General features: G+C 62.9%; 19 protein-coding genes. 7 read left to right on the top strand and 12 right to left on the bottom strand.

Translation table 11 applies throughout. The features are described 5' to 3' along the window. Positions 1 to 23 precede the first annotated feature (23 nt). Positions 24 to 764 (top strand): ABC transporter ATP-binding protein, encoded by a 741-nt coding sequence (locus DVK00_RS03680; protein ID WP_101350920.1) that lies wholly within the window; start codon positions 24 to 26, stop codon positions 762 to 764. Next, positions 761 to 2,371, top strand: a complete 1,611-nt coding sequence (locus DVK00_RS03685; RefSeq protein ID WP_198560189.1) for a hypothetical protein — start codon at positions 761 to 763, stop codon at positions 2,369 to 2,371. Before DVK00_RS03680 ends, DVK00_RS03685 begins: the two co-directional genes overlap by 4 nt. On the opposite strand, the gene DVK00_RS03690 is transcribed toward DVK00_RS03685, so the two are convergent. Beyond that, a complete protein-coding gene (locus DVK00_RS03690) occupies positions 2,368 to 2,970 on the bottom strand; it encodes a transcription antitermination protein (RefSeq protein WP_121535419.1) in 603 nt (200 codons plus the stop codon). The genes DVK00_RS03685 and DVK00_RS03690 overlap by 4 nt on opposite strands. 70 nt (positions 2,971 to 3,040) lie before the next feature. On the opposite strand from DVK00_RS03690, the gene DVK00_RS03695 reads away from it, so the two are divergent. After that, positions 3,041 to 4,219, top strand: a complete 1,179-nt coding sequence (locus DVK00_RS03695; protein WP_121577292.1) for an MBL fold metallo-hydrolase — start codon at positions 3,041 to 3,043, stop codon at positions 4,217 to 4,219. 21 nt (positions 4,220 to 4,240) lie between these two features. On the opposite strand, the gene DVK00_RS03700 is transcribed toward DVK00_RS03695, so the two are convergent. From DVK00_RS03700 to DVK00_RS03710, 3 genes are all read right to left on the bottom strand, one after another. After that, a complete protein-coding gene (locus tag DVK00_RS03700) occupies positions 4,241 to 4,534 on the bottom strand; it encodes a DUF6432 family protein (protein ID WP_101350923.1) in 294 nt (97 codons plus the stop codon). A gap of 372 nt (positions 4,535 to 4,906) precedes the next feature. Further along, complete coding sequence (locus DVK00_RS03705) at positions 4,907 to 5,581, bottom strand: hypothetical protein (RefSeq protein WP_121577521.1); 675 nt, start codon at positions 5,579 to 5,581, stop codon at positions 4,907 to 4,909. A 397-nt stretch (positions 5,582 to 5,978) separates the two neighbouring features. Further along, positions 5,979 to 7,310 (bottom strand): PKD domain-containing protein, encoded by a 1,332-nt coding sequence (locus DVK00_RS03710; RefSeq protein ID WP_121577293.1) that lies wholly within the window; start codon positions 7,308 to 7,310, stop codon positions 5,979 to 5,981. Positions 7,311 to 7,459: 149 nt separating this feature from the next. Here DVK00_RS03710 and DVK00_RS03715 point away from each other — a divergent pair, with 149 nt between their 5' ends. Together DVK00_RS03715 and DVK00_RS03720 are read left to right on the top strand one after the other, a co-directional pair. After that, a complete protein-coding gene (locus tag DVK00_RS03715) occupies positions 7,460 to 8,311 on the top strand; it encodes a hypothetical protein (protein WP_101350926.1) in 852 nt (283 codons plus the stop codon). A 38-nt stretch (positions 8,312 to 8,349) separates the two neighbouring features. Continuing rightward, a complete protein-coding gene (locus DVK00_RS03720) occupies positions 8,350 to 8,742 on the top strand; it encodes a DUF5611 family protein (protein WP_053967287.1) in 393 nt (130 codons plus the stop codon). A 333-nt stretch (positions 8,743 to 9,075) separates the two neighbouring features. Here the strand turns inward: DVK00_RS03720 and DVK00_RS03725 are convergent, their stop codons facing one another. The 3 genes from DVK00_RS03725 to sepF all read right to left on the bottom strand — a co-directional run bounded on the left by DVK00_RS03725 (position 9,076) and on the right by sepF (position 11,267). Further along, on the bottom strand, positions 9,076 to 9,843 hold the full coding sequence (locus DVK00_RS03725; RefSeq protein ID WP_101350927.1) for an ABC transporter permease: 768 nt from the start codon (positions 9,841 to 9,843) through the stop codon (positions 9,076 to 9,078). Beyond that, the gene (locus DVK00_RS03730; protein ID WP_101350928.1) at positions 9,840 to 10,784 is read right to left on the bottom strand and encodes an ABC transporter ATP-binding protein; all 945 of its coding nucleotides are present in this window, start codon (positions 10,782 to 10,784) and stop codon (positions 9,840 to 9,842) included. Before DVK00_RS03730 ends, DVK00_RS03725 begins: the two co-directional genes overlap by 4 nt. A 123-nt stretch (positions 10,785 to 10,907) precedes the next feature. Then, positions 10,908 to 11,267 (bottom strand): cell division protein SepF, encoded by a 360-nt coding sequence (gene sepF, locus DVK00_RS03735; RefSeq protein WP_101351481.1) that lies wholly within the window; start codon positions 11,265 to 11,267, stop codon positions 10,908 to 10,910. 145 nt (positions 11,268 to 11,412) lie between these two features. Between sepF and DVK00_RS03740 the strand changes: the two genes are divergently transcribed. Continuing rightward, positions 11,413 to 11,832, top strand: coding sequence for a hypothetical protein (locus DVK00_RS03740; protein WP_101351482.1), 420 nt, complete (start codon positions 11,413 to 11,415; stop codon positions 11,830 to 11,832). 22 nt (positions 11,833 to 11,854) lie between these two features. On the opposite strand, the gene DVK00_RS03745 is transcribed toward DVK00_RS03740, so the two are convergent. Continuing rightward, the gene (locus DVK00_RS03745; RefSeq protein WP_101350929.1) at positions 11,855 to 12,379 is read right to left on the bottom strand and encodes an RNA-binding protein; all 525 of its coding nucleotides are present in this window, start codon (positions 12,377 to 12,379) and stop codon (positions 11,855 to 11,857) included. A 91-nt stretch (positions 12,380 to 12,470) separates the two neighbouring features. On the opposite strand from DVK00_RS03745, the gene DVK00_RS03750 reads away from it, so the two are divergent. Beyond that, positions 12,471 to 13,382 (top strand): cobalamin-binding protein, encoded by a 912-nt coding sequence (locus DVK00_RS03750; protein WP_121577294.1) that lies wholly within the window; start codon positions 12,471 to 12,473, stop codon positions 13,380 to 13,382. Here the strand turns inward: DVK00_RS03750 and DVK00_RS03755 are convergent. The 4 genes from DVK00_RS03755 to DVK00_RS03770 all read right to left on the bottom strand — a co-directional run bounded on the left by DVK00_RS03755 (position 13,379) and on the right by DVK00_RS03770 (position 17,304). Next, positions 13,379 to 13,750, bottom strand: coding sequence for a DUF5658 family protein (locus DVK00_RS03755; protein WP_101350931.1), 372 nt, complete (start codon positions 13,748 to 13,750; stop codon positions 13,379 to 13,381). The two genes, DVK00_RS03750 and DVK00_RS03755, sit on opposite strands and share 4 nt — an antisense overlap. Before the next feature lie 89 nt (positions 13,751 to 13,839). Next, positions 13,840 to 14,655, bottom strand: a complete 816-nt coding sequence (locus DVK00_RS03760) for a molybdopterin-synthase adenylyltransferase MoeB (RefSeq protein WP_121577295.1) — start codon at positions 14,653 to 14,655, stop codon at positions 13,840 to 13,842. Between the two features lie 82 nt (positions 14,656 to 14,737). Further along, complete coding sequence (locus DVK00_RS03765; protein ID WP_101350933.1) at positions 14,738 to 15,712, bottom strand: methyl-accepting chemotaxis protein; 975 nt, start codon at positions 15,710 to 15,712, stop codon at positions 14,738 to 14,740. Positions 15,713 to 15,801: 89 nt separating this feature from the next. Next, positions 15,802 to 17,304, bottom strand: coding sequence for a carboxypeptidase M32 (locus DVK00_RS03770; protein WP_121577296.1), 1,503 nt, complete (start codon positions 17,302 to 17,304; stop codon positions 15,802 to 15,804). Between the last annotated feature and the right edge of the window lie 44 nt (positions 17,305 to 17,348).

Here is a 17,348-nt window from a genome sequence, read left to right on the forward strand (position 1 = left end):
ACAGTCGGTGCGGCACTGCCCGTATGTGCCCTCCAGCACCCGCAATCGTCACCGAGGGGTTGACGAAGCGCTACAGCGGGGTCTCGGCGATAGAAGACCTCGACCTCACAGTCCCGCGCGGGAGCGTCTTCGGCTTTCTCGGCCCCAACGGCGCGGGCAAGACCTCGACGATTCGCATCCTGACGACGTTGACGAACCCGACAAACGGCACTGCCCGAGTCGCGGGCGAGTCAGTCGCCGACCGCGCCGCGGTGGTCGAACACATCGGCTTCCTCCCGGAAGAGCCGCCGCTGTACGACGAACTCACCGGCCGCGAGCAGTTGGAGTACGTCGCCGGCTTGCGCGGGCACGAGGACTGGGACCGCGTGGAGTCACTGCTCGACCGGTTCGACCTCGACGCGGACGCCGACCGGCGCGTCGAGACGTACTCGAAGGGGATGAAACAGAAACTCGGTCTCATTCAGGCACTGTTGCACGATCCCGATGTGCTCTTTCTCGACGAACCCACTTCGGGACTGGACCCGCGGGCGGCCCGGACAGTGCGTGATACCATCGGCGAGGTCGCGGCCGCGGAGACGACAGTGTTCCTCTCGACACACATCCTCCCTGTCGTCGAGGAGTTAGCCGACACCGTTGGCGTCCTGTACGACGGCGACCTTGTCGCAGAGGGGTCGCCCGAGGAACTGACCGGCAGCGTCGCGTCTGGAAGCACGCTCGAAGACGTGTTCCTCGACGTGACCAGCGAGCACCCGGGTGACCGATGAGACGCCCGAACGGGCGGCGGATACGGCTGGTCGCGCGGACGGAACTGCGGCGTACCTGGCGCAAGCTCGTGGGCACGACACGCGGGACGCTCTTGCTGCTCGGCGGGGGAGTGGGTATCATCATCTACAGTCTCGTTATCGGCGTGGGAGCGTTCTTTCTCGGCGGTTTTCTCACCGACAGCAACCCCCAGACGGTCAGGCTTGCAACGACAGCTGGTATCGTCGGGCTGCTCGGACTCGTCGGCTTCTTCACGCTTCAGCATACGGTGAAATCGGCCGGCAAACCGGACGCTGCCGACGGTCTGCTGACGACAGTCCCCTACGAGGACGCGGCGGCCGGGCTGCTCGCTGCCGAGGCTAGTCGAGTAGTGGGCGCACTCACTATCCCGATTCTGGCGCTGGTAGGCGGGCTTGTAGTCGGTGATGGCGGTGTACTCGTCGCTATCGTAGCCCTCGTCGGGTCGGTCGCGGTTACCCTGCTTGGCACGGTCCTCGGCTTCGGTCTGGGGCTAGTAACGAAACTGGTCGCGAACCGTTCGGCCTTCATCGCAAGTCATCGCGCGAGTGTCGGAGCCGCCGTCTCGCTGATCCTGCCGCTTGGCTGGGTCGCGATGACAGCCGTTCCGACGATACAGCTCCGCGTGCTCCGGTTAGCGACCCACTCCCCGCTCTCGTGGCCCGCCGACGTGATCCTGCTCGTGCTGGGGACCGGCGGGAATCCGGTCACTGCCGCCGTCGCCACGGCAGGGATTCTCAGCGCGCTCCCGGCAGGCGCAGTTGCGTGTCTGTGGCTAGCTGCGCAGACCTGGTATGTCGATCCGGTCCAGCCCGACCACGAGTTCGACGCCGACAAGCGAACACTCTCTGACCGGCTGCTGAGAGGACGGATCTCGACGGCAACCCGCGTGGTCGCCCAAAAATCGTGGCTCCGTGCCAGGCGAGCGCCCATCACTGTGCAGTTCGCGATCATGCCGTTTTTCTTCCTGGTGTATCACCTCCAGATCGTCATTCTGGAGCGAGTGGTCCCGCCGACGCTCCCGCTCAGCGCCGGGCTGGCCAGCGCGGCGGCGTTCGGGGCCGCGTTTTCGCTCAATCCACTCGGCGGCGAGGAGGGGGTCCTGCCGCTAACACTGACCGCCAACGTCTCCGGTCGGGCGTTCGTCACCGGACTTGTCCTCGCAGGCGCACTCCCCGGCGTCGTGGTGACGACGCTACTGGTTGTCGGCCTCGGCGTCGCCGCCGGAACACCGCCAGTCACGCTCGCCGTCGGACTCACAGTCGCACTCGTCGCAACCCTGGCCGCACCGGCTATCGCCGTTGGGGCCGGCGTCGTGTTCCCGAAGTTCGAGTCGTCGTCTGTGCAGGGCCACGAAGTAGTGGTTCCGAGCGGCTGGGCGTTCGGGCTGTACTTCCTCGTCCTCGGCGTGGCCGTTGCGCCGGGTAGCGTGACGTACCTGCTCGCCGTCCGTGACCTGTTCTCACTCCCGTTCGACAAAATGTGGCTCCTCGGCGGAGGCGGTATAACGAGCGTCGGAATCGCCGTCGCCGGCGCTGTCGCCGGCTTCCTCTATGCCGCCAACCGCGTCGCGACCTACCGGCTCGACTAGCAGATCGGCTTCGGGTCCAGTCCCATCCCCTCCAGCGTTTCTGCGTAGTCGGCGTACGCCGCTCCGATAGCATCCGTCGCGGCCGCCGCTGCCGTCTCGCGTTCGGCTTCCGAGAGGTGTGCGAGAGCGGTCACCCCGTCGTCAAGTGCTGACGCCTCGTCTCGAATCCCACGAAACATATCGGCTCGCCCCTCGTCCGCCTCGTTGATGAAGAAGCTCACCACCTGCAGGTAGAACCGGTCGGCGACCAGCGGCGCGGCGACGAGGCCGGCCCCAACGCGCCGTGCAGTGCCGCTCACCGTTTCCAGATGGTCGACGAACCCGTCCGGGTCACCGGCGTCTGCGTCGATGCGGTTCGCCCGCTCCATCGCGGCCTCGGCAGCTGCCTCGAACTGCGCCGCCACGTCACTGTCTGTCTCGGCTGCCCACCGGCCGAGGATATCTGCACTCCCTGATTCACGGGTCGCCGCCACCGTGAGGACTGCCTCCGTCTCCAGTGTCGCATCTGTTGCTGCGATAAGCACCTTGTCCGAGCCCAGTCTGTCTCGCTCCGTCTCGGTCTGGTCACGGACAGCGTCGATAGTGGCTTCGGCGTCCATACGTCCGCTGGGCGCGGCAGGGGCTTGAAATCCCCGCCCGATTTATCCACGGGGGAGCGCTACAGTCAGTATGGCCGAAGACTACCCTGACCCGCCGACGGACCCGCCGTCACTATCCGCAACAGCGTTGCAGACGAAACTCGACACCGGCGAACCAGTCCGGTTACTCGACGTTCGTGACCGCGACGAGTACGAGCAGTGGCGGGTTCGCGGCGAGACGGTGACAGCAACACAACTGCCCTTTGCGAAGTTCCTCCAAGCGAAGGTGACCGGCGAAGTGAACGATATCGTCGACGAGGTAGCCGGCAGCGGCCCGATAACGGTCGTCTGTGGCCGCGGCGAGGCCAGCGCCTTCGTTGCCGGATTGCTCACTGAACACGACATTGAGGCGCAGAACCTCAGCGACGGCATGGAGGGCTGGGCACGGCTCTACGAAGCCCGCGAGATCCCCTGCGACGACGCAACCGTCCTCCAGTACCGTCGTCCGTCGTCGGGCTGTCTCGGCTACATGGTCGTCAGCGACGATTCGGCCGCTGTCATCGACCCGTTGCGGGCGTTCACCGACCGGTATATCGCCGATGCTACTGACCGCGACGCCTCGCTCACCCACGCTATCGACACGCACGTCCACGCTGACCACGTCAGCGGTGTCCGGCGTCTCGCCGAAGAAACCGATGCCAAACCAATGCTTTCCGAACGGGCGGTTGCTCGCGGTGTCGACGACATGACTGCACTGGCCGATGACGAATCGCTTCAGGTCGGGTCAGCCACGCTGGAGCCTCGTCCCCTGCCCGGTCACACGACCGGCATGACTGGCTTCACTATCGGTGACGTGCTTCTGGCCGGCGACAGCATCTTCCTCAACAGTGTCGCCCGCCCGGACCTCGAAGCCGGGGCCGACGGCGCTCGTGACCTCGCCCGCGATCTCCATCGGACGCTGACTGACCGGCTATCGGTACTACCCGATGAAACGCTCGTCGCCCCAGGCCACTACAGCGAGTCGACGATGTCGGCTAACGGTGGCACGTTCACAGCCTCGCTGGGCACGCTCCGAAGCCGACTCACAGGATTCGAGATGGACCGTGAGGCGTTCGTCGAGTACGTCTGTGACGACATACCGGCGCGACCCGCCAACTTCGAGCGGATTATCGCGATCAATCTCGGAGCGGAGACGGCCGACGACGGCACGGCGTTCGAACTCGAACTCGGCCCGAACAACTGCGCGGCCGCGCCGTTGGACGCGGTGTGATTCACCGTGTGGCAGCAGCGGTTACAGTGGAAGCCGCTTCCGAATCTGGTCGAGGAGCGACTCGTCTTCGTCCGGCAGCGATTCACCCACCACGTCCTCCCCCGGGAGAATGACAGTCCGCTCCCCGTTGTCCTCGACCTCGATGAGGTCGTCCGCCTTGAGAGCGGCGAGCGCGTCCTCAATACGATCGATATTCTCTTCCGTCCGCGACCGAAGCTCGAAGACAGTCATCCCCTCGTCGCGGCGGTCAGCGAGCGCATCGAGCACCGCAACCTCAGTGTCGTCCCGGTCGCGATACTCCGGCTTCGCTCTCATATGCCCTACTAAAACCGGCTGGGTCTAATCTTTGTCCCTCGGAATTGTGATATACTATCCTGTGCAGTGAACCATCCACCAACAGAACAGACGATATGACTCGCTGCTTCGCGTGCTCGGCGCTGAATTCCGTGCTCGCCGCTTTCGTCTCTACCGGTGACAGTGTGGCTAACTGTCTACCTGTCTGGGTGTCGATGGCATGCGAGCAAAAAACCAAACATACTCCACCATTGTTAATCAGTCAACAATTGAAGCCCCTCACTCGTTTGAACTCTCTCGTGTTGTTTCGACGAACGACCGTCGGGGCCCCTGAGAAGCGCGGTCGTCACTGACAGACACTCTGTGACTCACACTACAGATGTGAGAGTGTCGCTACCTACCATTCTCGTGGTACGCTGGTCCCTCTTCGGTGGTAGAGCCATACTTTGCCATGAGAACCCGAATCGACCATTCATCGGTATAGTACTTGTACGCCCAATTGTACTTGATATACGTCGTCTCGAACACTCCACCATCTTCCGTAACGAACGTTACATTGACCGTATCTGGGATATACGTGTGGTCTCTCTTTGGAAAGTGATCATCATCATTATTGTAGTCCTCTACAATGGCATAGTACTTCCAAAGCGGGTTTAGCCGGTCATTTCGGGTCTTAGTGAAGTTCGTAGTATCTCGCATTTCAACCGTCAGGTGGTATGAGTCATTTGCAGGGAAGGCCTCCATCTCGGCAGAACGGTTTTTTTCATCTGCATTATATAGATATTGCATATTCTCATCAAATTTCTCAAACTTCTGTGCCTTACTGAGGTCGTCTCGGGTAATAGATTCGGTTTCTGTTTCAGGTACCTCGGTAGCTACTGGCGTATTTTTAGCCTCCGTAGGTACGGGCGTTGTAGTCTCGGTATCCTCTAGTGTAGCGACTGGAGTCTGCGCCGACGTGTATGTATCATCTGCTTGTCTATCTCCATCCACGAACGCAGAGCAACCGACCGAAATAATCAAAAGGACAAAAGCGGCTGAGATGGCGATATTTCTAATATTGGACATCATTCCTGAATCTCACTATGAGGTTCTGAATTGTTTATTTCTTTTTCGACAGACGAGAGTGTCAAAATTCCATTCACGATCGGCGTCGGTTCCGGAGCCAGGCCATCTGCTGTCCCACACCGATTTACTCCTCCTGATGACGAGGCAAACACGATCGGATTGCTGAGGAAACTAACATTGGACTGGGTACAGGACGTAGCTGAGTGTTCATTTCCATACTCACTGTCGTTTATCCACATGATGACCGGAGCGAGAACTGATAGTAGGGAAGGACCTGCAGCAGTCGCTAACAGACATCCTGCCCTCTCTCTAAGCTTGCACTTTTGATTCATTCTATTTCTAACTTGCTCGCTATCTATTATAAAATCTAATTCTATAAAATAAGTATGAGAATAAATTACCAAAAACTCCAACCGCCACCGCCATTATCGTCAGTGCTGTCATCATTGCTGCCGTCGCCGTCGTCGTTATCGCCACCAAACCAACCTTCGCCGCCATCGTTACTATTATGATCGCTATCCCCGCCGAGTAGGCCGCCAAGGATCCCACCATCATCGTCATCACCGCCACCGTCGTCGTCACTACTGCCATCATCACCGTTGCTATTTTCGCTATCATCGTCGCCCTCTCCACTGCTACTGGCATCGTCGTCCTCGTAAGACCAATCATACTCATCATCATCGTTACCATCATTTTCTCCGCCTAAGTTATTCGGCACACTAGAGTTCGGACGGGTGCTCCCATCGTTGGGCCTACCTTCACTTCCGTCGTCGTCACTTCTACCATCGGCACTGGCCTCTGATTGAGCAGTTTGTTCTCTCTTTGCGGCCTGTTTTTGCTCATCAATAGTTTCTTTGCTGAACGTGCCCCCATACCCGTCCTTGGAGTACTTGTTCATGTTCTCTTCCTCGATTATCTTGGTGAGTTCATTGTCCACGTACAGCCATAGACCATCCCGGCCGTCAGTATCGACAATGGTATCCTCGATAGTCATGGCGGCACTCGTACAGCCCATGTTTTCGCCGTCAACGTAGTAGTTCCCGCTGCCGCCCGGACAGTTGTTGCCACCAGCGCTGCTACCGGTACCGGACGAGCCGGCCACCTGAATCGACCGGTTAGCGACGCCACGCCCTCCGGCAGCATCGTAGGCGACCGCACGGACGGAGACAGAGCCGGATTCGTTGAATGTATGCGTGATGGTCGAGCTCCCGTTCTCGCCGGCGAGTCGCGTCTGGTTCTGAGCGGTGCCGTTGACGACCCAGGCGAGCGTTCGGAGGTCAGCGTCGCCGGCAGTCACATTGGCAGTCAGGTTCCGCTGGAGGCCAACGGGAACGGCAGATGGGGCCGAAACCGAGACTGACGGCCCGCCGGCGGCCACCACGTCGACATGGAGCGTGTCCGAACGCGACGCCCCGTCGTCATCAGTGACGGTGACAGTGACGTTGTATTGGCCGGTTTCAGCCGGTGAGAACGTCGTCTTGGCACAGGTCAGGCAGTCGGGTGTGCGTGCTGTGCCGTCCGGCGCTTCGATGGTCCACTCGAATGATTCAACTGTGCCATCGGGGTCGCGCGAGCCGTTGGCGTCCAACTGGACCGACGTCCCTCGCTCGACGGACTGGTCCAGTCCGGCGTCAGCAAGCGGTGGCTGGTTCTCGGTCGCCATCGCTGTTCCACAGAGAAGTGCTGAGAGGGCGAGGACCGACACCACGAGCGTCGTCATCCGCTGCATTGGCGTAACGTAGTTCCGCTTCCAGTTATAAAATTTCACAAGCCGTGATGAAATTAATGTAGCAGCGTCGCGAAACGGGGTAGCGTTCTGTCACGAGCGGTGGAGCCAACGGGCAGGGTTTAAGTACGCCACGGTGGGAAGTTCTGGCAATGGGTCTCAAATGTTCCGTCCTCGGGCACAAGTACGGTGAGACCACCGTCGAGCGCGAGCGCGAAGAGCAGGGTAGCGAAGTCGTCATCACCATCCAGGAACGGGAGACCTGTGAGCGGTGTGGAAATACGCGAATTGTCTCGGAAAACAAGGAGGTAACGGCTATCGAGACACCGTCGGACATCGCCAGCGACCTCGTCGAAGAAGAGTCCGGATCCGAAAGGCCGGAGACCGAGTCACAGCCGGAAGACGACCCGGCTGAGAGCACAGTCAGTCCCGATGACGAGGAAAGGGAGCGGTCGGACGGCTGGGACAGCGTCGACGACCCGGTCGAAGCGCCGGGGGACGCGGGACTCGACGACGCGGACGACGGGGAGTCGGTCGACCCGTCCGCCGACGACGCCGAGATTATCGACGACGGGGACGACGGCGAGGAGGAGAGCGGCGACGTGGAACTGGACGAGCCGACGACGACGGTCGACGTGCCGGACGCGGAAGGCGAGGAGCCGGTACCCGAAGACGAGACCGACCCCGAGAAAGACGACGGACTCATTCTCGGCGAGGAAGAGGAATCAGAGCCGGCTGGCGACGACCGACAGCCCGGTGAGTGGCCCGATGAGCCGGGAGATGACGGGGACGGCTGGTCGCCGGAGACAATGCCGGTCGACACCGGAACGGACGACGATTCGAGCGTCGAACCGACCAGCGACAGCGCCGTGACGGTTCCGGAGGGCGAGTTTGCCTGTCCAGAGTGTGGCTTCACCACCGAAGTGGAGTCGACATCGTTGCGTGCCGGGGACTTCTGTCCGGAATGTCACAAGGGGTCACTTATCACCCGTGACGAGGAGTGAACGCAAAGGGTAAGACAGCCCCTCGCAAAAACTCGCCCATGCGAGAGTACAAGATGCGACGGGGCGAGCATCTCGAAGACCGCGTCCCTGACATGGAAGCGTTCGTCGAGGAGTACTTCGGCGAAGTGACCGATACGGAAGAGTACGAAGGCAACGACCTGCTGGTCGTCGACGACCCGGACAACCCCGTGTTCGAGCGGGTCGTCGCGGGCCGCGTCGAGTACGGCTCGAAGAAGGACAAACTCGCGCTGCACATCGACGAGCGGCCCGCGGAGGAGGTCATAGCCGAAGGCAACGTCGATGCGGCCGAAGACGCCGTCGCCATCAAGAACGACTTCCTTGAGGAAGCGACCGACCGCGACGCGAAGGCGCGCCGCGATTCGCTGAAGCGCTCGGTCGAGGACGACGCCGACGCCCCGGACAACGTCTGAGGCCGGTCGTCGGGCGCGAGTCGTGAGTGCCGGCGATACGTGGCTCGTAGCTGCTGGTTCTTCCGGACCGAGTACCGCCATTATCACACAGCGTCAGACGGGCGTCACATCTAAATACGCTTGTGGCATACATTCACATACGCCTCACCCGGAGGCGCTCACAAGTATCCGGGGCACGAGACACCCCTCGTGTTGCCACGGACGCGGATTCCGGGGCAGCCTGTCATAGTTTGTCCGCCCGCCGGAGCGGACCCAATCCGGCATTCGCGGCCAGGTCAGGCATCGAGCCCGCAGCCCAGTTTTACCGGCCACGGAGGGACCCGAGCGACGGCGCTATTCGGCGAGCCCGTAGCCGCGCTTGAACAGCAGGAAGTCGATGGACAACACGACGACGGTCGTCCCGGTCAGGACGGCCAGCGACGTGTTCGGATCGATTTCGGTGACACCGATCATCCCGTAGCGGACGCCGTTCACCATGTATACCATCGGGTTGAGCAACGAGACGCTGCGCCAGAACGCCGGGAGGACTTCCAGCGAGTAAAACACCGCGCCGAAAAACACCAGCGGCCGGAGGATAAACTGGTTCATCACCGTCAGGTAGTCGAAGTCGCTCGCCCAGAGGCCGCCGATAACACCGAGCCCGCCGAACAGCGTGGTAATCACCAGCAGGAACGAGACGAGATACAGGGGGTTGGCGACGGGGACGGACGTGAATATCAGCCCGACGCCGACGATGAGCAAGGACGTGACGATACCACGGAGCGCACTGGCCGAGACGTAGGCGGCCACCATGCTCCGGTTCGACATCGGGGACGTGAGCACGGCCTGGATGTAGTCGTTCCAGCGCCCGTGGAAGATAGTAAAGGAGGCGTTCTCGAAACTGTCCGAAATGGCTCCGAGCACGACCAGTCCCGGCAGGACGAACTGGAGGTAGCTCACGCCCGCGATTTCGCCGATTCGGCTCCCCAGAATCACGCCGAACACAGAGAAATACAGCGCGTTCGTGATAATCGGCGGGAGGAAGGTGTTGTACGGCCGGCGGACGAACCGCAGCACTTCCCGCCGGGCCAGTGTCAGGAACTGCGTCGCGTTCGGGTTCATGCCGACACCTCCGCGTACTCGCGGTCGTCGCGGGTCATGTCGACGAACACCTCTTCGAGCGACGCGCGGCGGATCTCCAGCGAGGTGACGGTGTGGCCCTGCGATTCGAGTTCACGCATTATCGCGGGCGCAGTCTGGCTCCCGCCCATCGCGGTGACAGCCAGCCCTTCGTCGGTCAGTTCGATGTCGGTGATTCCCTCAACGTCGAGTCGCGGGGCCGTTCGCGGCATCTCGGCGAGCTCGAGGACGATAGTGTCCGTCCCGCGGGCCATCAGGTCGTCGGGGGTCGCCACCTCGACTTTCCGCCCGTCGTCCATGATGGCCACCCGGTCACAGAGCCGCTCGGCCTCCTCGATGTAGTGAGTCGTCAGCAAAATTGTGGTCCCGGCGTCGTTCATCCGGTTGATAATCTCCCAGAGGTCGTGGCGGAGCTGGACGTCGACCCCCGCCGTCGGCTCGTCGAGGATGAGCAGGTCCGGGTTCGAGACGAGCGCGCGGGCGAGGACGAACCGCCGTTTCATCCCGCCGGAGAGCCAGTCGAAGCGCGTGTCGCGCTTGTCCCAGATGCCGACGGTCTTCAGCGCGTCCTCGGCCCGCTCTCTGGCCTCGGCCCGGCTGATACCGTGGTAGCCCGCCTTGTGTTCCAGCACCTCGATGATGGGAAAAAAGCGGTCGACGTTGAACTCCTGTGGTGCGACGCCGATACGGTCGCGGACCTCGCGGTAGTCGTCCTCCACGTCGAAGCCGAACACCTCCGCGGTTCCCCCGTCCTTGTGGACGAGGCCGACCAGCGTGTTGATGAACGTCGTCTTGCCGGCCCCGTTCGGGCCGAGCAGGCCGAAGAACTCGCCTTGCTCGACTGTCAGTTCCAGGTCGTCGAGTGCCTGGACATCGCCGTAGCGCTTCTGTAACCCGCTAGCGCGTATCGCCGGTTCAGTCATTGCCGCCCTTAGCGTGGCGACACCGAAAAACGCATTGAAGCCCCCGAAAACCGGCAGTTAGACTGAGATAAGCTGACAAGGTCGACCGAACAGCGAGGTCCCGCCGACCCGACTAGCACACGCCTATCGGCCGAGTCGTTCCCGAGAGATGCCGACGCCAGCCGGCGTGATGATGAGCTGGTCGTCGTCCTTCTGGACGATGTCGCCGCCGACCTCGTTGGCGACCTGCTTGAGCTCGTCGCTGATGTGTTCCATCGTGCGGTCCTGTGTGGAGTGGCGCGTGATATCCGCGACGACCACGTCGCCGTCGTAGACGGCGTCTTTGATCTCGATGACGTCCTGCTTGTCACTGATGCGGGCGATACGGACCTGACGTTCGAGTTCCGTCCCGGTCATCTCGAATTCGTTCGCGTTCAGTTCGACGTAATCCTCGGTGTTCCGAGAGGACCCAGACTCCCCGAGGATCTTGCTCATCAGTCCCATGTCACTCACGGCGTTCGCTACCCGTTTCAACTTTTCGTCCATCGAACGTATCGCCACAGCACACCCTGATCGGCCGTGGTGACGACCGAGAACGACGTGGGCTGCACAAAATGTTATTTAGGTGATGGAACGAACACTGACACCGATGCGCCTGCCCTCCATCAGGTCAACGCCCAGTACCGTCGCAGCCGTCGGTGGCATCCTCTATGCCATCGGCGTACTGTCGTGGCTGTTTGCGAACGGCGTCCACTTTTCGTCACACGACACGGCGACCCTTGCGTTCGGGGCCAGCTATGCCGCCGTCGGGATGTTCCTCACGGGTGCCGTCCCGCTGTATCTCTGTAGTCGTCTTTCGCTCGTCACGCCGGTGCTTGTGACGTTCTGGCTACTCGGCAACACGGTGGTTGAATGGCTCTACGGGACGCATCTCCACCCGCTGTCGTCGTATCTCACCGTCTGGCCCCTGTTGCTCGGCGTTGCCGTGGGCGCTGGCGTGGCCGAAGCGCTCCTCAGAGTTACGTTAGACCGTGGCTTCGACCGGTTCGGGCTCCGGCCGCTGGTGTGACTGAAGCGAGTACAGAACTGCCCTACACCGAAAACTCGAACAGATCGTCGCCGACGTGGTGGAGCGACTTGACGACTTTCCCGCTGTCGCCGACCATATCGTCGCCGTCGGTCTGCGCGCGGCCGACAGCGAGGAACTTCCCGTGGGACTCCTCGTTGATGACGACCAAATCGCCCTCACTGATGTCGTCGTCGGCCTCGGTGATGCCCGGCCGCATGATGTCCGCGCCGTCTGAGACAAAGGAGACGGCCCCGGCGTCGACGGTGACGACGTGTTTCTCGGGCGGGTGCTGGTTGGCGCCCTGTACTGTGAGGAACGGCTCTTTCTCGGCGGCTTCGCCGCCTCCATCCGAGGGACGGGGTCCCTCGCGATCTAGGTAGAGGACGAGCGGGTCGCCGTCGACGAGGACGACGTCCCAGTCGCTGTCGTCGAACTCGACCTTCTCGAAGCTATCCGCGTCGAGTTCGACACCGAGATTCTCCGACAGCGCCGTCGTGATGGTGTCAACCTCGTCCGAACGGAGGTGGTGTCGCGACTTGACTTCCATGCCCGCGTCTCGTCGGCGACAGAGGGTAAGCGTAACGAAGCGTGCGAGGCGGCGGACGCAGGTTTTTGTCCGCGCGGACCAAGGTCGGAGTATGCGAGTCGTCACGCTCCTGCCCTCGGCGACGGAGATCGTCTACGCGCTCGGTGTCGAGCCGGTCGGTGTCTCACATGAGTGCGACCATCCGCCAGCGGCCCGCGAGAAGCCGTCGGTCAACCGCTCGCGCGTCGACCCGACAGCATCGAGCGGCGAGATAAACGAGCAGGTCGCGGCCGCCGAGGAGAGCGACGGCGTCTACGCCATCGACCGCGAGACACTGGCGGAACTGGAACCCGACCTCATCGTCACCCAGGGCGTCTGTGACGTGTGCGCCGTCGATCACGTGCTGGTCGCCGAGGCCGTCGAGGAACTGGGACTGGACGCCGACGTACTGACACTCGATGTCCACAGCCTCGACGACCTGTTCGACTCCATCCACCGGGTCGGTGCAGCAGTCGGGCGTGACGACCGCGCCGCCGAACTCGTCGCCGACCTCAGGGACCGGGTCGCGGCCGTCGAGACGACGGCAGCACGGGCCAAGACGACACCTCGCGTGGCGGTGCTGGACTGGCTGGACCCGGTGATGGTCGCCGGCCACTGGGTCCCGGAAATGATCGAGACGGCCGGCGGCACTTACGGAATGGAAGAGTCCGGCGCGCACTCCCGGCCGCGTGAGTGGACGGCGGTCCGCGAGTACGACCCCGAGGTGCTGGTGGCTGCGCCCTGTGGTTTCGACGTGGCACAGACTCGCGAGAACCGCGCCGACCTGACCGACCGCCCCGGCTTCGACGACCTGACGGCCGTCCGCGAGGGCCGGGCGTACGTGATGGACGGCCACCACTACGTCAACCGGTCGGGGCCGCGGCTCGTAGACACGCTTGAGTTCCTGGCGGCACTCGTCCATCCGGACCTGTTCGAGACGCCGCCGCGGGACGCCGTTGTCGAACTCGGGACCGTCCGGGCCTAGGCGGCGGCCGCGGCCAGGCCGACGTAGGTGTTGCCGAGGACGACGACCGCGCCGACGGCGACGACGCCGAGGAGCCAGGCCCGCCACAGCGGGACTCGCTCGACCACGTCGCGACACTCCAGCAGAACGACGCCGACGTAGAGGACGACAGCCATCTTCAGGGCAATCACGAGCAGCGGTTCGTGGATGAGGAGGGTCCGTATCCACGGGTTAGCCTCCAGTCCCGGCCCGGCAAACTGCGCGGCGAACAGCGTCGACAGCGCATCGCCGAAGCCCCAGACGAGCACCAGCGAGAACACCAGTTCGACGTAGCCGGGCTTCTGGAGGCGGACGGAAAAGGGGTGGGGCGCGTGGTCGGGGCGGGACATGTGGGACGTTGTCCCGACTCGTGGCTATCGTGACATAAACCTCGGTTCCGCAGTATCAGCTGTGAGAACGGTACCGGAGCGCGGGCCGGTCAGTCCTCAGCGAGCGAACAGCGGCCCTCGTAGCTGGCGTCGGCGACGCTGGCGATGGCCGGGTCGTCGCCACACACCGGGCAGTCGGGTTTAGCGGCGACAGGAATCTCCTCGAAGGACATCTCGGCGGCGTCGTAGGCGATGAGCCGGCCCTCCAGGGTCTCGCCGTAGTCCATGGCGAGCTTGACGACTTCGGTCGCCTGCATGCAGCCGATAGTGCCCGGTAGGACGCCCAGCACGCCTGCGGTCGCGCAGTCGGGGACGGTCCCCTCCGGCGGCGCTTCGGGGAACAGACAGCGGTAACACGGGCTGTCGCCGGAGAACGTCGTCACCTGCCCCTCGAACTGGAAGATAGCGCCGTGGGAGAACGGCGTGTTCGAGAGCGTGCAGGCGTCGTTGACCAGAAAGCGCGTGGCGAAGTTGTCGGAGGCGTCGACGACGATGTCGTAGTCGGCCACCAGGTCGGCAGCGTTCTCCCGGGCCAGCCGCAGTTCGTGGCGGTCGACGCTCACGTCGGGGTTGAGGCCCGTGACGAACTCCGCGGCGCTGTCGACTTTCGGCCGCCCCACATCGTCGTCGCCGTGAATGACCTGCCGCTGGAGGTTCGACCGCTCGACGGTGTCGTCGTCGACGATACCGAGCCGACCGATACCCGCAGCCGCGAGGTACTGGAGCACCGGCGCGCCGAGGCCGCCGGCCCCGACGACCAGCACGTCGGTGTCGAGCAGTGCGGCCTGGCCCTCTGGCCCGACGTCGTTCATGATGATGTGCCGGGAGTAGCGGTCAAGCTGTTCTGGGTCCAGATCCGGTCGCATACCGGCCGTACGCCACCCGGACGAATAAACGACTGGTTCGACTCGGGTGCTTCGAACTGTGTGGCCGAGGTGTGCAGGCTGTTCAGTTGTTGCGCTGGAGGTCCGCGACGAGGTCGTCCATCGCCTGATTGATGTCGGTGAGAAGGTCTGTTTGCTCGTCGGATTCCTCGGCGATATCGGCCGTACTGTCGGCGATATCCTTGGCTGCGCCCGTGGACTGGTCGATCATACTGGCCACTTCCTCAGTCGAGGCGGCCTGCTGGTCCGTGGCTGTCGCGACCTCCTCGATACCGTTGTTGACCTCGCGGACGGTGTCGTCGATCTCTTCGAGGATTTCGGTCGATTCTTCGACCGTGTCGATTCCCGCGTCAATCTCTTCGTTGCTCTCTTCGAGGCTCTCGACGGCGTTCTCGGTATCGTCTTGGATGCCGTCGATCATCTGCTCGATAGTCGTCGCTTGCTCCTGTGATTCCTCGGCGAGGCTTTTGACTTCGTTTGCGACGACGGCGAACCCTTCGCCCGCCTCACCGGCGCGAGCGGCCTCGATAGACGCGTTCAGCGCCAGCATGTTGGTCTGGTCGGCGATGTCGTTGATGACGTCGACGATTTCGTCGATCTCCTGAACGCTTTGCTGTATCGTCTTGACATCCTCGGCGACGCTGTCGGCCGCCTGCTGAATGTTCTCCATCGCCTCGTGAACGTCGTCGGCGTTGCCCTGCCCGCGCTCGGCGAGTTCCTTCGCTTCGCGGGAAGCCGCGGACACCTCCTCGGAGGAGGACGCTATCTGTTCGACCGACGCAGAGAGGTTCGACACCTCGTTTGCGATGTCTGTCAGGCTCTCGTACTGTTCGGCGGCCTGTTCGCGGATGTCGGCCGTTTCCTCCGCGATTCCGACCGACGACCCCTCCACCTCGGCCAGCATCGTCTGGATTTCGCTCGCAGCGGTGTGGCTGTAGCCGGCCTCTGTATCGATGTTCTCCGCGACCTCGTCTTCGATGTCCGTTTCGATCCCCGCACCCGTTTGACCCCGTACGTTTTCCGTCGGTCTCTCAGCCATAGTAGTCGCCACAATGGGCGGGGAATATAAAACGAATAGCCCAATAGTATCAGAGTCGATATCTGGAACGACGTTTGTCGACCGTCGTGTCAGCAGTCGTACAGCGAACGGTACTTCTCCTCGGCGTAGTCGAGGAAGTGGTCGGCGGTGAAGGATTCACCAGTCGCTTCTTCGACGAGGTCGTCGGTCCGGTAGCGAGCACCGTGCTGGTGGATGTTCTCGGTGAGCCAGTCGTGGATGGGGTCGAACTCACCGGCCCGGACGTGGTCGTCGAAGCCGTCGATGTCCCCGCGGGCGTGGTGGTCCAGTTGCGCGGCCAGCACCGACCCGAGCGTGTAGGTCGGGAAATAGCCGAAGGCCCCGTTCGTCCAGTGGATGTCCTGCAGACAGCCCTCGGCGTCGGTGTCGGGCCGGACGCCGAGGTACTCCTCCATCTTGTCGTTCCAGACCTGGGGCACTTCGGACACCTCGAGGTCCCCGCGGATGAGGTCCCGCTCGATTTCGAAGCGGACGATGATGTGCATGTGGTAGGTCAGTTCGTCCGCTTCGACCCGAATGAGGTTGTCGTCGTACACCTCGTTTGCGGCCTCGTAGAACTGGCGGGGCGACGCGTCGGTCCCGAGGTGGTCGTTGGCGGTGTCGGCGAAGAAGTCCCAGAACGGCTCCGAGCGGCCGACGTGGTTCTCCCAAAAGCGCGACTGGGACTCGTGGACCGAGAGGTCGCGGTTGTCGCCGAGCGGCGTGCCGTACGCTTTCTGTGGCAGACCGAGCGTGTAGGTGGCGTGGCCGAACTCGTGGATGGTCGACCCGAGCGCGTCCAGCGGGTCCTCGGGGGTGAAACGGGTGGTGACGCGGGCGTCGAACTGCGTCCCCATCGAGAAGGGGTGGGGCGCGGTGTCCAGTCGGCCGCGGTCCCAGTCGTAGCCCAGCGTGTCCAGCGCGGTCTCGACGAGGCCGTGCTGGGTGTCGTCGTCGTAGGTCCCCTCGAACGGGTCCGCGAGGGTCACGTCGCTGTCGGCGATGTCGTCGATGAGCGGGACGAGCGCGTCCCGGAGGTCCGTCAGCACTTCCTCGGCGGTGTCGATGCCGAGGTAGGGCTCGTACTCCTCGAAGAGGACCTCGTAGGGGTCGCGGTCGGGGTCGATGGCCGCGGCGTACTCCCGGCGGAGTTCGACCAGTTCTTCGAGCGTGTCGGCGAAGGCATCGAAGTCGTCCTCGGCCTTGGCCTCCTTCCAGACCGGCAGGGCGTTCGAAGAGGCCTCAGAGAGGCGCTCGACGAGGTCGGCGGGGACCTTCGTCGCCCGCTCGTGGTCCCGGCGGACCTCCCGGACGACGGCTTCCTGTTCGGCGTCGAGGTCGGCGTCGTCGAGTTCGTCCAGCCACTCGGCCAGGTCGTCGTCGGTCAGCAGTTCGTGATGGAGCGTCGAGATGGCAGAGGTCTGTTTCGCCCGGGCCGGCGTCCCGGCGTCGGGCATCATCACCTGCTGGTCCCAGTTCAGGACGCCGCCGGCGTCCTGGACGTAGTGGAGGCGGCGGACGTGATCCAGAAACTGCTCGTACGTGGACTCGCTGTCCTCGCTCGCTGTTGCCATACGGCGGGGTTAGGCCGGCGACGGTAAAGACCCGATGCCGCCGG

Source organism: Haloarcula sp. Atlit-47R (assembly GCF_003665985.1).
GTDB classification, from domain to species: domain Archaea; phylum Halobacteriota; class Halobacteria; order Halobacteriales; family Haloarculaceae; genus Haloarcula; species Haloarcula taiwanensis.